The sequence below is a fragment of the Rickettsia argasii T170-B genome, assembly GCF_000965185.1.
In the GTDB taxonomy this organism is placed as follows: domain Bacteria; phylum Pseudomonadota; class Alphaproteobacteria; order Rickettsiales; family Rickettsiaceae; genus Rickettsia; species Rickettsia rickettsii.
The window spans coordinates 42,950-58,172 of sequence record NZ_LAOQ01000004.1; the positions used below are offsets into that span (position 1 = coordinate 42,950).

Genomic DNA, 15,223 nt, shown 5'->3' on the forward strand with positions numbered 1-15,223 from the left:
TTGCCTTGATAATATACAGAATACAAATCTTGATCAGCGTTGTGGAGGGGGCGACTCTCTTTTAATAGGTGTTGATTTATTTAAATTTTCCGACTGAATGCTATCTCTTGCATTCATTAATGCTCTCATAATTTTTATATTCCCTTTGATATTAACTCTATCTCTTCCTACTACCATTTTCGCTTTTTCAATATCCGGCTTATCTTTACTTATAGGTTTTAATTTAGACTTTCCTGATACTACCCTTACATCTTCCGTTTTAACACTAGGGTTTTCAATTGCTTCTGCTCGTTTTTGTTCTTGTAATAACTTATCTATAGTTTGTAAACGTATCTCTTTAGATAAAGTTTTATCATCAATTAAATTAGCTTTAATGAAACTTTGCTGTTCTTCAGTAGAAGATTTAGTACCAAATGCCTTTACCAGCTCATCTACTTTTTTTATTGATTCCTCTTTTTTTTCTTCAAGAGTTTTAAGGTTACCATTTGAAGAAAGCATAGCACGAAAATTATTGACTTTCTCAACTGCAAGCTTAGATATATTATTTAATATACTAGAAGTTTCTTGTACAATTCTTTCTTCTGCCGACACTACCGGTTCTTTAGATTTTTCTAATGCTTCTATAACAGGACTAACAGTGTTAATTACTTCCCGAACTTTGTTATATATATCATCGTGAGGCTTATGTTCTTCTATATTCTGTCCTTTTAACCCTTCAGTTAAATTTTGAGTTTCTCTATCTAAAGCTGCCTCACTCGCTGCATCTTTAGCTTTTTTAAGTGCCTCTTTCTCAGAGTCATTAATATTACTATTATCGATCCCGCTAGAAACTGCCTTAGTTATTTCAGGACCTCCTTTGCCTTCATAAATACCGTCTACTAACCCTTTAGTCATTAGCTCTCTATCAGGTAAATTGGCCTGACTTTCTGCAATACCTTTTTCCGCTGATGCCATAATAAGTGCTTTATTAGGTAAGGATAAAGAGGTATCACTATGAGTAGCTATAGTCTCGCTTATCCCTTTAACAATCGCTGCTTTGTCGTGAGCTTCAAGCGAGCTTCCTGCAACTGTGTTAGTAATTTCTTGAATTATTTCGCCTTTGACTTCTGCTGTAGCCGGACCATCTAAAACATTAGATGTAATGGCTTGTATGTTTGTTGTTTTTAATTCAGTATTACTTAGAGGATCAAACAAAATATCATTTACTTTTTTTATTGTATCTTTTTTAGTTTGTTTCGCCGTAATCTTATCTAAATTCTGCTGCATCAATTGTTGTTGTGCCGGACTGAGAACTTGGGCTTCTACACCTTTCTTTAATACAGAACCTAATAATTTTTGTTTTTCCGCATTGCTTAATTCAAAGACATTAACCTTATCACCTACTGCTATAAGCATTATCCCTTTATCTTCAGTAGAAAGGTTACTTTTTATTACAGCATCCGTAATACCGTCAATTGCTGCAGCTCTACTTGCATCATCTTTAAGACTTAAACCGACATCTACTGCCTTTTCTAATATCTGCTGTTTTTGCTTCGGCTCAAGATTCTCTGAATTTAAAGCGATAGCTACTGTAGCTTCAAGCATTTTTGATTTTTCTAGGTCTGGGGTATTCTGATCATTTTTTATGGTTTCTAATACTGCATTGACTCCAGCTACTTTTGTATCTGGTGTGAGGTTTTTATTATTGACCGTATTTTCAGCTAAAGCAATGATATTAGCCTGCTTTTCAGCAATATCACTTTTCTTATCATTAAGAATTGCCGTGGCTGCTTCTTTAATTAAATCAATTTCTTTTGTTAAACCTGCATTTACATAATTTAATAAATCTTGCATACTGCCTGATAAAGCCGTAGCTGCATTAAGAAGGTTTGGATTTACTTGTTGCGACTGTGGCATTTGTGAAGTCTCAGGTTGCAGTGGTTGGTTAGTAGGAGTAATTGGCGGTACTTGTTGTTTATACTGAGGTGGTTCAACCGATGAACTTGTTGTTTGCTGTGGAGTTATTAGAGGTTGTTCCTTACTTTGTCCCTGTCCTATTATAATATCTTCAGCTTGCGATAAATCAACGCTCTGCCCTTGGTTTAGTTCTACCTCCTTCATCATTTCTTTATATTTACCGCGTGTTACCGCAAGTGTATAAATTTCTCCACCATGCTCTATATAAGCTATTGCGTCATCTCCGGTTCCGGCAAATTTTAAAGGTTTTGGTGAGCTTATTTCTTTAAGTTGAGGTTTACCGTTTGGTCCTTCTTCGTAGTGGGCAGTGAAATATACGGCTTTATCTTTGGAGGGCTTTGTGCCATCAGCTTTTAATGCTACCATCGATAAATGCATTGACCCATCGGCTTTATCAAGTTTTATAGGAAAATCTATTTCCCTATATGAGCTGACCTGAACCTGAGTACCGTCTTGTTTAGCTAAAGTAAAAGGCTTAGTTTTAACAGTTGTTTCATTTAAGGTACAGAGTTCATCACCTGCTTCATTTTTAACTACTGTTGCTCTAAGATCGCTTGCACTTACGTGATTTTCCCACTGTACCGGTTTAAATCCACCAGGGTATCCACTAGCGGCACTAAATGTATTATGAACATTTTTATAGCCGGCTATTTCTATTGATTCTAATTTCTTTTTAAGCTCAGGATTTTCTAAAGCCTTATCAATAAATTCTCTATTAGCCGGATTACCGAAAAAAGTACTTAATGTTTTATCTTTATCTTTTTCTTCTTCTATTTCTTTTCTTTTTTGTTCAGCTAAATCATGGTCTGTAAGGGCTGCCAGGTCTTTTAATATTTGTTCTATTAAATTATCTTTTTGCGGTTGTATAATTGTTTCTCTTACAGCCTTGGTTATTGGGTCTGATGTCTGACTGTCAGGAGAGATATTGCCCGATAAAGCACTAATTGAAGGGGGAGATTGAGCAGAAGAGGCAGAAGTAACGATAAAACCATCGTCAACTTCTAGTTCTGGGGTTGTAGTTTGAGATAAAAATTCTTTTTGCTCTTGTTCTAATGTTTGCTTTTGTTCTTCTGTATATTCCTTATTTGCTAAAGGATCAAATTCACTTGTATCTAGGTTACCGTCTTTATTCATAAAACCTCTCATTTAACCAAAAATTAATTAGTATAAACTGTAAGTGATGCGTAGTCAAGCCGATGTTGTTACATTGATTTTTACCCTCTATGTCATTCCCGCGAAAGCGGGAATCCAGTCACTAAAAAGTCTAAGCACACTAGATTTTTAAATTAAAAGCTCGATTTATTTCGCTTTTTTCTGGATTCCCGCTTTCGCGGGAATGACATAACATATCCTTTTTGCACAGTTTGTGTTATACTGTCAAAGATAGTATATAGAGATTTTAGTAATATCAAGAAAAAACTAACATTATTGAGAAAATTTAATAGAATTTTTATATTCTTTATCGAGTGCTTTAGTTGCCCAAAGCCAGGTTAAGCAAGTAATTATAAATATAATCATTAAACAGATGGAAATAGATTGATAACTAGCGGAAGGTAATATTATAAATACCAATGATTGTAAAAATGCACTACCAGATTTACCGAGTTTTGTACCTATCACGTCGGCAGCAGCTTTGCCTTTTATTTTTATTTCCGGATCTAAAGGAACATAGGCCATTTCTTTTGTTGAATCAAATAAGGTATATTTGCTTGATTTACTAAGCACATTTTGAATAGCACCTATTGTTATAGCAATTAAAGCAGGATCGGTTAGAATAACATTTGCTATTATTAAGCCGGCAAATCTTTCAAAATTATTAACGGAAAAAAATAATATACCGGTAATAAAAACTATTAAAGGGGTGATAACAGCCGCCGTAAACCAGCCAAGTCTTCTAACTATATTTGAACCAAGTACTACAAATAAAATAGTAAATACTCCGGTATAGCTCAAATAACTTCCTATAAAAGCTGCATATTCGGTTGGAGTTTTATAAATTTTAGTAGCTGCTGCTTTCCAAGGACCTTCTACTAAATTAATGGCAATGCCATAGCAGATAAGCAAAGTTGCAATTAATCTAATATGTCTCGACGATAGAAGCATCTGAAAACTTTCGGCAATAGTCATAGATTTTTTCTTTGCTTTAAACCTGAGTAATGCCATATGCTGTTTGTCTAGTACTTTATGATTAAGCAACCAAAAAGTTTTAATAGCTATTATTCCTAAAATTAATACTATAGTTAGTATAATTTGTATAGAAAGTGTATGAAAAGACGATTGCAATGCAAATTTATTAGTTACGTAATCATTAATATTACTTAGATTTTCTAAAAACTGCCCTGCTAAATAAATACCTGTTTGACTAAGTAAACCGAATAACGGATACAATCTTTTAGATTCTTCTACTGTAGTAATATTATTAACAAACTGCCAAAAAAGTAATGCGAAAACTACGTTTGGCCATAATTCAGCTATTATATAAAATAACGAAAAACTCCATTTTGATAAAAGCAATATAAACCATTTTAAATTAGGTAAACTTGCCGTTAAATTTTGAACGGTTATAGGACTGAAATGCAGCATTTCATGATTTGGAAAAATAACGTAAGCAAAAAGAGCAAAGAATGTTAAAAATATTGATATAATAAGATAAAATATATTTTCTGCTTTCATCTTATTAACAAGCTTTACATATATAGCAGTCATTAAAAAAGCTGACGGCATCACTCCCCAAAACTTCAAAAACGAGATAATCTCGGCACCGATCATAGTAGTAACAATACTATCTTTTAAAGCTCTGATTAGATTTTGGATAAATAAAATACAGAACATTAATAAAGTGATGAATAAAAATTTAGAAACTTCGTGGCGTTTTATAGGCCAGATATAATCGGTAAGTTTGGAAAAACAGTTATTGATTTTAGAGGAAGAATTTTCTATATTACTGGGGTTAATCGTCATTATTTGGTCTAACCTATCTTGCTATTGGCTAGAGTTGTATATTAAAGATTTTCTAAATTTAAGTCAAGTTAAAATCAAATTAAAATGAGTAATTATTGGTTAAATATTTATAAACCAAGAGGTATAAGTTCTGCTCAACTTGTTAGCATAGTAAAAAAAATACTCGGTAAAACCAAGATAGGACATGCCGGTACTTTAGACGTAGAAGCGGAAGGAATATTACCGCTTGCCGTAGGTGAAGCTACAAAGCTAATACATCTGCTAATTGATGCTAGAAAAACCTATATTTTTACCGTAAAATTCGGAACGCAAACCAATAGCGGCGATTATGCCGGTAAAGTAATAGCAACAAAAGATTATATCCCTTCTCAAGAAGAAGCTTATGCCGTATGTTCTAAATTTATCGGTAACGTAACACAAATACCGCCGGCTTTTTCAGCTCTTAAAGTTAACGGTGTAAGAGCTTATAAATTGGCTAGAGAGGGAAAAAAAGTAGAATTAAAGCCACGAAATATAACTATTTATGATCTAAAATGTTTAAATTTTGATGAGAAAAATGCTACCGCTACATACTATACGGAATGCTCAAAAGGTACTTATATAAGGACTTTAGCAGAAGATTTGGCATTGTCCTTGCAAAGTTTAGGATTTGTGATAGAATTATGCCGTACTCAGGTTGGAATATTTAAAGAAGAAAATGCTATCCGAATTAAATCGCCTGACGAAATTACCCAAAATTCCCTAGAGGAAAAAAGTATAAAGATAGAAGCAATACTGGACGACATCCTGGTTCTTGATGCAACTGACAGCCAAGCACAGCAAATTAAATATGGACAGAAATGTTTATTTAATTATGAAAAAGACTTTAGACATCTTGCCAAATTTGCTTATAGAGAGGAATTTAAAGGAAACACGGAACGCAGCACCACAGCGTACACTTTAGTACATGAGAATGCGAGTACCGGATTGAAATACAAATTACCTCTAGAAGTAGAGTTTGGCAAGATGTCTGTTGATCTTTTATGGGTTCGCTATAAAGGCACTTTGCTTGCAATAGGTAGCTTAAACAAGAGTTGCTTTAATTCTTTACGAGTATTTAATTTAACACAAGACTTCTTTTAAAACTGGAAGTCTATATATTTAAGGAGAAATTATCGATGTCGATTACTACAGAACGTAAACAACAATTAATTAAAGAATATGCTATAACGGAAAATGATACCGGTTCAAGTGCAGTGCAATGTGCTATCTTAACTGAAAGAATCAATAATTTAACCGAGCATTTTAAATCTAACCATAAAGATCATACTTCAAGACGCGGATTATTAATTTTAGTCGGGCGCCGCCGCAGATTACTTAACTATATTAAAAAGAATAATGTTAGCAAATATTTAGATTTAATAAGTAAGCTAGGAATTAGAAAGATTAAATAGTTGGATAATCGTTATTGCGAGCAGTCGTAGGCTGTGTGGCAATATCTCGTCAAATATCCTGAGATTGCTTCGTCGAATTACTTCGTAATTTTCCTCGCAATGACGTGGTAAAATACAATAAAATATAAATTATGAAATGAGATAAATAGATGTTTAACGAAATAACTAAGAGTGTTACATGGAACGGACAAGTTCTTGAGCTTAGTACAGGTAAAATAGCAAGGCAAGCTGACGGGGCAGTTACGGTAAAAATGGGTAATTCCGTTTTATTATGTACGGCAGTAGTAGCTAACAAAGCAAAAGAGGACATAGGTTTTTTTCCTTTAACAATTAATTATAGAGAAATGGCATATGCTGCCGGTAAGATACCAGGGGGATTTTTTAAACATGAGGGAAAAGCATCAGATAGAGAAGTTTTAGTATCTCGTTTAATAGATAGACCGATTAGACCATTATTTCATCCGGCTTTTATGAATGAAACGCATGTAACTTGCAGTGTTCTTTCATATGATCCTGAAGCTCCGGTAGATATACTTGCAATTATCGGTGCATCGGCTGCACTTAGCCTATCCCCTGCTCCTTATCTAGAAATAGTTGCGGCAAGTAAAGTAGGTTTAATCAATGGTGAATTTGTTTTAAATCCGACACTTGCATTATTAAAAACAAGTCAGCTTGATTTAGTAGTTGCAGGAACATCAGATTCAGTAATGATGGTTGAATCGGAAGCTCATTTACTCTCTGAAGAACAAATGTTAGAAGCCGTAAAATTTGGATTTGAAAGCTTTCAGCCGGTAATAAAGATAATTAAAGAACTAGCAGAAGAAGCTAAAAAACCAAAACTTGAAATGCAAGCTTTATATCCCGCTTCATTAAAGAAAGAAATTGAGAAGTTATTTGTAAAAGAAATTGAACAAGCTTTTGCAATTAAATCTAAACAAGAACGTAGCACTAATTTAGATTTAATACCTGAAAAAGTTCTTACACACTTTGTAAGCAACATAGAAAATAAAAAATATAGTAATTATCAAATCGAATCAGCTTTAAAAGCTATTGAATCAGATATATTACGTAACGAGATTTTAGAAAAAAATAGACGTATCGATGGAAGAAGTACCACGGATATAAGACAAATTGCTTGCGAAATAGGTTTACTACCTTCCGCACATGGTTCAGCTTTATTTACTAGAGGTGAAACGCAAAGCTTAGTTAGTGCTACATTCGGTACTAGTTTAGATGAGCAGATAGTTGACAGTTTAGAGGGGGAGTATAAAGAGCGTTTTATGCTCAATTATATCTTTCCGCCCTACTCTGTAAATGAAGCAATGCCGATGAAAGCACCTAGTCGTCGTGAAGTCGGACACGGTAAACTCGCATGGCGTGCTATTAATCCAATATTACCTAATAAAGTACAATTTCCTTATTCCATTAGAGTAGTTGCTGAAACTACGGAGTCTAACGGTTCTTCTTCAATGGCAACTGTTTGTGGTAGTTCTCTTGCTTTAATGTATGCCGGCGTACCGATAAAAGCACCGGTTGCGGGTATTGCTATGGGACTTGTTAAGGAAGGTAAAAAATTTGCCGTATTATCGGATATTCTCGGCGATGAAGATTATTTCGGTGATATGGACTTTAAGGTTGCAGGAACTAGCGAAGGGATTACTGCATTACAAATGGATATCAAAATATCTGGAGTAGATTTTAAAATAATGAAAGTAGCTTTAGAGCAAGCACGACTCGGTCGTTTGCATATACTGGAGCAAATGAATAAAGTGATCAGTAAACCAAATAACGAACTAAGTAAAAATGCTCCTTCTACTACTACTATAAAAATAGATAAGGATAAAATTAGAGATATTATAGGACCGGGTGGTAAAGTAATAAAGGAAATTTGTGAAACTAGCGGTGCTAAAATAGATATAAGTGATGACGGTACGGTGTCTGTTTATGCTTCAGATAGAGATAAGCTAAAAGTGGCCTTAGATAAAATTAAAGCTATTGCCGTTGAACCTGAAATCGGTGAAATATTTAACGGTACGGTAATGAAAGTCTTAGATTCCGGGGCTTTTATTAATTATTTAGGTAATAAAGACGGCTTTGTTCATATTAGTGAAGTGTCAGAAGAAAGAATAGAAACGGTTAGCAGTGTTTTAAAACAAGGCGATATAGTAAAAGTTAAGCTAATAGGCTTTGATAATAAAGGCAAAGCAAAATTAACTATTAAAAATGCCGATAAAGATAAATCTTCAAATAATACAAAGCCAAAAACTAATGTTAATAATACTAAGGACAATTTAGAACCTGAGCAGCGACGTGATTCTAGTAAAAAACGAGCTTGGAATAAAGATAATAATGCTGAAACTGCTGAAGTAATTACAGAACGTAAGTATTTTAATTGATATGAAGCTTAATCGTCATTGCGAGGAAATTACGAAGTAATTGACGAAGCAATCTCAGGAGTTTGTTATTATTTCATGAGATTGCCGTGCAGCCTACGGCTGCTCGTAATGACGGTTCGGGTATCCACAAAAATAGCTCATAATACTAATAATTTGCTGGATACCGTGGACAAGCCACGGTATGACAATGAGTAAATAAATGACCAACACAAATAATTACCGAATCATCGCAAAGAGGATTATTTCTAGTGAAGCAACTGCTTTAGAAAAATTATCCGAAAATATCCCTGAAGACTTTAACAGAATTATAGAATTTTTACTATCTTTCAAAGGACGGATAATCCTAACCGGCATAGGCAAAAGCGGTTATATTGCAAGAAAAATAGCTGCTAGCTTTTCTTCAACCGGTATGCCTGCTTTTTATTTACATCCGGCAGAAGCAAGTCACGGCGATTTAGGTATGGTGACGAGAAATGATCTAGTAATTATGTTATCTAATTCCGGCGAAACTAAAGAACTATTTAATATAATTGAATATTGTAAGAACTCTTCCATAAAAATTGCTGCAATGACAATGAATAAAAATTCTACTTTAGCTAAAAGAAGCGATTTTTTATTAATAGTACCTGAATACCCGGAAGCTTCTGTAATTGGAGCTCCTACTATATCATCTTTAATCATGCTATCACTCGGTGATGCTTTAATGACTGTTATACATGAAAAACGAGGCTTTACTAAAGATGATTTTAAAATTTATCATCCGGGAGGTACAATCGGCGCTAATTTAACAAAAATTAAAAACCTAATGCGTAGCGGTGATGAAATACCTTTAGTATATGAAGATACTTCCTTTACCGAAACTATAATTATTATGAATAAAAAACGTTTAGGTTGTACACTTGTAACAGATAAAAACCAAAATTTGGTGGGAATTATAACCGATGAGGATTTACGTCGTCATATTAACGATCAAATCTACTTAAAAACAGCATCAAGCATTATGACCAAAAACCCTATTCATATCTCATCGGAAATATTTGCAAAAGAGGCTTTAAATTTAATGAAAGCCAAGAATATCACTAATATACCGATTGTTGATGATAATATTATTATAGGCATTATTCATATTCATGATTTACTACGCATAGGGGTTAGCTAAAATCTATGCCCTCTTCTTATAAACGGCGAAAAAAAATTTGGAAATCTGTATATCTTTTAATAACAGTTGGCATTTTGTATATAGGATATATATTAATTAAAAGCGGTTATATTCATGAAGAAAACGATATTAACGTTACAAAAAAAAGTTTAAAAGATAATAAAAATTTTGATTTAAAGTATAATATTATATTGAAAGATTCAATTTTTGAAGGAGTAAATAAAAATTTAAATGCATATAAGATTAAAACTGAACGAGCTATAAAAGAGTCGAATAACAAATATAAACTAGATATAATAAATGTTATTTATAACGTAAATCAAGACCAAACTCTTATTATCAATGCGAAAGAAGGCTTTTTAGATGAAGAATCAAACATATTAGATTTAAAAAACGATGTAAAACTTTTTTTTGATGAGATCATATTTAACACTAATGATGCAAGGATTGATTTAGTAAATAAGAATATAACCGGTCATTCCCCTGCTAAGTTACTTTACAAAAACTCTTCAATTACTTCGGATAGTTTTAATACAAAAGATGAAAATAATATTATAATTTTTAAAGGCAATGTCTCTACAATCATCGATTTATCGGATTAGAAATCTTGCCAAACCAGCTTATAGAGAGGAATTTAAAGGAGACATGGAACGCAGCACCGCAGCGTACAAAGAAGTACTTGAGGATACGAGTACCAATTCGACGTCTAAATTACCTCTAGAAGCGAAATTTGGAAAGATGTCTATTATTAAACTTGTGTTACTTCTTATAATTAGTACCATAATATATGCTAATGATAAAAATATTTCAAATTTACATATCACATCTGATAGTTTAATTATTGATAGAACCAAACAAAAAGCAGCATATTTTGGAAATGTTATTGTTTACTTCGATAATGCGATACTTAGAACGAAAGAATTATATATTTTTTATAAAACAATAGATAAAAAGCAAACTATTGATCATATAGTTGTCCCTACTAAATTGACTGTAGAAAGAAAAATAAATAATGAATTATTACTTGCAGATAGTGCTAAATATTTTTGCGATAATAAACAACTTATTCTACTTGGTAATGTAATATTACAGCGTGACGATAATGTGTTAAAAACTAATAAACTAATCTACTATGTAGATATTATTAAAAAATAGAGCTATTTACCATTGGTACGTCATTGCAAGCGATTGCAAGAAGTGTGACAATCCAGAAAATAATTTAAAAAATGCTAAAGATTAATATTTTTAACTGGATTGCTTCGTCAATTACTTACGTAATTTTTTCGCAATGACGTTGAAAATTAATCCACACAACAAAATCTTAACAAATAAAAAAGATGGACAGCTTACACGTTAAAAATATATCAAAATCCTACAAAAAAAGGAATATATTAACTGATATATCTCTGAATATAAAACAAGGAGAGATAGTTGGTTTATTCGGTCCGAATGGAGCCGGTAAAACAACTTGCTTTAACATTATTATCGGTTTAATGAAACTGGACTCAGGGCAATTACTTTTAAATGATATAAATATTACCAACTTGCCTATTTATTTACGAGCAAGGCTTGGACTCGGCTATCTTCTTCAAGAACCTTCGATATTTCGGGAATTGTCGGTTGAAGATAATATTAAGGCTGTAGTTGAGATATCTGACAATGATAAAGAAGTAATTGAACAAAAAACCCATAATTTGTTAGAGAAGTTTTCGATAGTTCATTTAAAAGATTTATCCGCTGCTAGCTTATCAGGCGGTGAAAGGCGTAGGCTTGAGATTGCACGTGCACTTGCAATAGAGCCTAAATTTATCATGCTTGATGAACCGCTTGCCGGTATTGACCCGCTTGCTATTTCCGATATCAAAAATCTAATTACTTATTTACGTGAATTTAATATAGGTATATTAATTACCGACCATAACGTACGTGATACTCTAGATATAGTTGACCGTGCTTATGTTATTTTTGAAGGTAAAGTATTATTAGAAGGAAGTGCGAAGGAAATAGCAAATAGCAAGAAAGTTAAGGAAGTGTATTTAGGTGAGAGCTTTAGTTTCTAGACTATGCAAATTCGTCATTGTGAGCGACTTGCAGGTGTTGTTGCATGGATTGTTTTATGTCATTCCCGCGTAGGCGGGGATAACATCGAGTAGGTTTTCTGAGCCATGCAACAAGGCTCTTTTGTAGGAATGACAATGTAATAATATTCAAAACAGTTTTCTATGCAAATTAACAAAGAAATTTTTAGGGCTTATGATATAAGAGGCAATAGCCTTAAAGATTTAACGGAAGAAGTAGCTTATAAAATCGGCTTTGGTTTTGCCGAGATGACTATAATGAAAGATAATGATAAAATCTGTGTCGGTTTAGATGGTCGGCTTAGCTCCCCTAACCTTTGTAAAGCTTTAGAACTAGGATTAACTAATGCAGGGGCTGAAATCATAAATATTGGCGTAGTTCCAACACCAGTTTTATATTTTGCCGATAAACACTTTACACCCGCCGGTAGTATTATGGTCACGGGGTCACACAATCCTCGTGACGATAACGGCTTTAAAATACTACAAAACGGTAAACCTTTTTTCGGTGATCAGATACAGGAGTTATTGACTAAGATTTTGGATAACTACTCCAATACCACACCAGCATACCCTTATGTCATTCCTGCGAAAGCAGGAATCCATAATATACAATCTAAATACCTAAAACGTATTTTAGATGGAATAAACATTAATCCAAAATTAAAAGTAGCTTGGGATTGTGGAAATGGAGCAACCGGCGATATTGTTGAAGAACTTAAAAAGCATCTCTCAAACAAGAATATAATCATACATAGTAAGATTGACGGGAATTTTCCAAGTCATCATCCTGATCCTACAAATCCTGCTAATTTGCAGGAGCTAATAAAAGTGGTTAAAGAACAAAATTGTGACCTTGGTATAGCTTTTGACGGTGACGGTGATAGAATCGGCATTATAAGCTCAAGCGGTAAAATATTATTCGGTGATCAAATTTTATGCATTTTTGCTGAGGATATTTTAAAGGAAAATCCAAACGCAACTATAATAGTTGATGTAAAAGTCAGCCAATTTATAGTCGCTAAAATAAAATCATATGGAGGACATCCTATAATATGGCGAACAGGTCATCCTTTTATTAAAAGCAAAATGCTTGAGACAAAGGCTTTACTCGCTGGCGAAATGAGCGGGCATATATTCTTTGCCGATAAATATTTTGGTTTTGACGATGCAATTTATGCAGCTCTTAGATTTTTAGATTTACTTAGTAGATCAAGTAAAACTCTAGATGAGATAATAGAGGATGTACCGAAAAGCTATAGTACACCGGAAATTAAAATTTTTGTTCCTTCAGAGTTAAAATTACAAATTATTAAAGAGATTAAAGCAAAATCATTAGAAGAGAAAATAGAGTTTAATGATATAGACGGTGTACGGGTAAATACTGCACATGGTTGGTGGCTCTTGCGTAGCTCTAATACCGAATCTATTATAGTTGCAAGGGCTGAATCAGATAGTAAGAATGGTTTAGAGGAAATAATCACTATAATTAATAAATATCTTGAAAAATACGGGTTATTAATTAATTATTAAAACATTATTGCTTTCTAAAATATTATTTTATATATTTTTCTTACATTAAATTAATATAAAGAAAAATAATATGAAAAATCTCAGATATCAATCACTCATTTGTTGATACTAAATTAGTTACAATAACGCCAATAGGTGCAAGTACATTAAATATTAACATTGAGGCACCATTAGTAATAAAACATAAAGACCTTGAGCCTACTAATAATCCTCTTAACAGTGACATAGCCACATCTAACGGTTTAAATAGTCTGACCATTGACTACAGTGATGCGGGCTTATTTAGTGGTCCAACTATTAGTTATGACAACAAACTTGGTACAATAATATTTAGTGGACCAGCAGATGGTAATGCTAATACTGAGACTTGAGGAAATACTATTAATACTGATGAAACCGTTTAAGGGTATGAGGTCATTCCTGCGAGACGTTGTTACATGGATAGGTTTTTCCGTCATTGCGAGGAGTTGCGTTAGCAACGACGCGGCAATCTTATAAGATAATATAAAAAAACTCCTGAGCTTGCCACGCCAGCATAAATGCTGGCTTGCAATGACGATTTTGTAGACAATGCCTTCTCGCAATAACGATACAAGTTCGTATTTATTAGTTAAACAAGTGACAAAGAAAGAAATATACTCAAATGATTTGGAGAATGGGAATGTAAAACGAGGAGCAAGTACGCACAGCCTATATTTAATAGGTGATCCGAAGTTTTGCAGAAACAATTCTTCAAAGCAGAAGAGTATAATTATATTATGCGGGCCGACTGCTAGCGGGAAGTCTTATTTAGGTCATGAACTGGCTAAAGCTTATAACGGCGAAATCATTAATATCGACTCAATGCAGGTTTATAAGGAAATTCCTATTATTACCGCCTCCCCTCCGAAAAGCTACAAACTGAAATCTTGTATCACTTATATAACTTCTTATCAATGACAGAAGATTTCTCGGTAATAAAATATCTAAAACTTGCGACAGAAAAAATAAAAGAAATAACCGACAGGGGTAAGCTACCTATATTAATAGGTGGAACGGGTTTATATATTAATTCTTTAGTTTTTGGCTATAATAATATTCCTGATATATCAGAAGATTTACGAGAACAGGTAAGAAACTTATATTTTAAAATAGGCAATATAGAATTATGGGGTAAATTAGAGAAGCTTGACCCGCTTGCTGCTTCTAAAATAAACCAAAATGATACTCAGCGTTTAATTAGAGCTTATGAAGTATTCATGCAAACCGGTAAATCTATCTTTTCTTTTCAAACTTTACCAAAAGAACAAATCTTATCTGATTTTAATTTCAAAATTATTTTCTTAAATCCTGAGCGAAAGTTTTTATATAAAACATGTGATGAGCGTTTAAATAAGATATTTAAAGAAGGGGCAATTGACGAAATAGCTTTAATAAAAAAGCAATTTGCTCCTAAAGATTATACGCATTTGAAAGCTGTAGGGATAAAAGAAATTTTAGCTTATTTAAACGGCCATCTCACTTTAGATGAGGCTTTAAATGCAGCTCAAATACGAACCCGTCAGTATGCTAAAAGACAAGTTACTTGGTTTAAAAATCAGATACAAGATAAAATCACATTGGAATATGCTAACCAAGAAGAATTTACTCAAACTTTAAAAAACCCTTTTAAAACTATATAGCTTATCTACGTATTTCTTCTTTCTTTTTATTATTGGAAATAGGAGT

Annotated in this window: 11 protein-coding genes and 1 pseudogene; 10 read left to right on the forward strand and 2 right to left on the reverse strand. The window is 33.1% G+C overall.

Annotated features, from left to right (window positions below; translation table 11 throughout):
- Nucleotides 1-33: 33 nt before the first annotated feature.
- Together RAT170B_RS05235 and tlc4 are read right to left on the reverse strand one after the other, a co-directional pair.
- Nucleotides 34-3,090 carry a Sca4 family spreading effector gene (locus RAT170B_RS05235; RefSeq protein WP_045805849.1) on the reverse strand — a complete coding sequence of 1,019 codons (3,057 nt, stop codon included), beginning with the start codon at nt 3,088-3,090 and terminating at the stop codon, nt 34-36.
- 291 nt (nt 3,091-3,381) lie between these two features.
- Nucleotides 3,382-4,917 (reverse strand): NTP/NDP exchange transporter Tlc4, encoded by a 1,536-nt coding sequence (gene tlc4 / locus RAT170B_RS05240; protein ID WP_045805792.1) that lies wholly within the window; start codon nt 4,915-4,917, stop codon nt 3,382-3,384.
- Nucleotides 4,918-5,001: 84 nt separating this feature from the next.
- Here tlc4 and truB point away from each other — a divergent pair, with 84 nt between their 5' ends.
- The 10 genes and pseudogenes from truB to miaA all read left to right on the forward strand — a co-directional run bounded on the left by truB (nt 5,002) and on the right by miaA (nt 15,177).
- A complete protein-coding gene (gene truB, locus RAT170B_RS05245) occupies nt 5,002-6,039 on the forward strand; it encodes a tRNA pseudouridine(55) synthase TruB (RefSeq protein WP_045805793.1) in 1,038 nt (345 codons plus the stop codon).
- Between the two features lie 35 nt (nt 6,040-6,074).
- Complete coding sequence (gene rpsO, locus RAT170B_RS05250) at nt 6,075-6,350, forward strand: 30S ribosomal protein S15 (RefSeq protein ID WP_004995678.1); 276 nt, start codon at nt 6,075-6,077, stop codon at nt 6,348-6,350.
- 149 nt (nt 6,351-6,499) lie between these two features.
- A complete protein-coding gene (pnp, locus tag RAT170B_RS05255; protein ID WP_014014346.1) occupies nt 6,500-8,746 on the forward strand; it encodes a polyribonucleotide nucleotidyltransferase in 2,247 nt (748 codons plus the stop codon).
- Between the two features lie 199 nt (nt 8,747-8,945).
- Complete coding sequence (locus tag RAT170B_RS05260; RefSeq protein WP_045805794.1) at nt 8,946-9,905, forward strand: SIS domain-containing protein; 960 nt, start codon at nt 8,946-8,948, stop codon at nt 9,903-9,905.
- Between the two features lie 5 nt (nt 9,906-9,910).
- Nucleotides 9,911-10,507 (forward strand): LPS export ABC transporter periplasmic protein LptC, encoded by a 597-nt coding sequence (gene lptC / locus RAT170B_RS05265; RefSeq protein WP_024704554.1) that lies wholly within the window; start codon nt 9,911-9,913, stop codon nt 10,505-10,507.
- 136 nt (nt 10,508-10,643) lie between these two features.
- Nucleotides 10,644-11,060, forward strand: coding sequence for an LptA/OstA family protein (locus RAT170B_RS05270; RefSeq protein ID WP_409994159.1), 417 nt, complete (start codon nt 10,644-10,646; stop codon nt 11,058-11,060).
- Nucleotides 11,061-11,242: 182 nt separating this feature from the next.
- Nucleotides 11,243-11,965 (forward strand): LPS export ABC transporter ATP-binding protein, encoded by a 723-nt coding sequence (gene lptB / locus RAT170B_RS05275; RefSeq protein WP_014014342.1) that lies wholly within the window; start codon nt 11,243-11,245, stop codon nt 11,963-11,965.
- Between the two features lie 162 nt (nt 11,966-12,127).
- Nucleotides 12,128-13,516 carry a phosphomannomutase/phosphoglucomutase gene (locus RAT170B_RS05280; protein WP_045805795.1) on the forward strand — a complete coding sequence of 463 codons (1,389 nt, stop codon included), beginning with the start codon at nt 12,128-12,130 and terminating at the stop codon, nt 13,514-13,516.
- Between the two features lie 77 nt (nt 13,517-13,593).
- Nucleotides 13,594-13,887, forward strand: a complete 294-nt coding sequence (locus RAT170B_RS12175; protein ID WP_146620358.1) for a hypothetical protein — start codon at nt 13,594-13,596, stop codon at nt 13,885-13,887.
- Between the two features lie 199 nt (nt 13,888-14,086).
- Nucleotides 14,087-15,177: pseudogene (gene miaA, locus RAT170B_RS05285) on the forward strand (tRNA (adenosine(37)-N6)-dimethylallyltransferase MiaA).
- The last annotated feature ends 46 nt before the right edge of the window (nt 15,178-15,223 follow it).

Bases quoted from the DNA above. Each gene is read 5' to 3' on its own strand.
- RAT170B_RS05235 (WP_045805849.1), bottom strand. From the start codon at position 3,090: ATGAATAAAGACGGTAACCTAGATACAAGTGAATTTGATCCTTTAGCA.
- tlc4 (WP_045805792.1), bottom strand. From the start codon at position 4,917: ATGACGATTAACCCCAGTAATATAGAAAATTCTTCCTCTAAAATCAAT.
- truB (WP_045805793.1), top strand. From the start codon at position 5,002: ATGAGTAATTATTGGTTAAATATTTATAAACCAAGAGGTATAAGTTCT.
- rpsO (WP_004995678.1), top strand. From the start codon at position 6,075: ATGTCGATTACTACAGAACGTAAACAACAATTAATTAAAGAATATGCT.
- pnp (WP_014014346.1), top strand. From the start codon at position 6,500: ATGTTTAACGAAATAACTAAGAGTGTTACATGGAACGGACAAGTTCTT.
- RAT170B_RS05260 (WP_045805794.1), top strand. From the start codon at position 8,946: ATGACCAACACAAATAATTACCGAATCATCGCAAAGAGGATTATTTCT.
- lptC (WP_024704554.1), top strand. From the start codon at position 9,911: ATGCCCTCTTCTTATAAACGGCGAAAAAAAATTTGGAAATCTGTATAT.
- RAT170B_RS05270 (WP_409994159.1), top strand. From the start codon at position 10,644: ATGTCTATTATTAAACTTGTGTTACTTCTTATAATTAGTACCATAATA.
- lptB (WP_014014342.1), top strand. From the start codon at position 11,243: ATGGACAGCTTACACGTTAAAAATATATCAAAATCCTACAAAAAAAGG.
- RAT170B_RS05280 (WP_045805795.1), top strand. From the start codon at position 12,128: ATGCAAATTAACAAAGAAATTTTTAGGGCTTATGATATAAGAGGCAAT.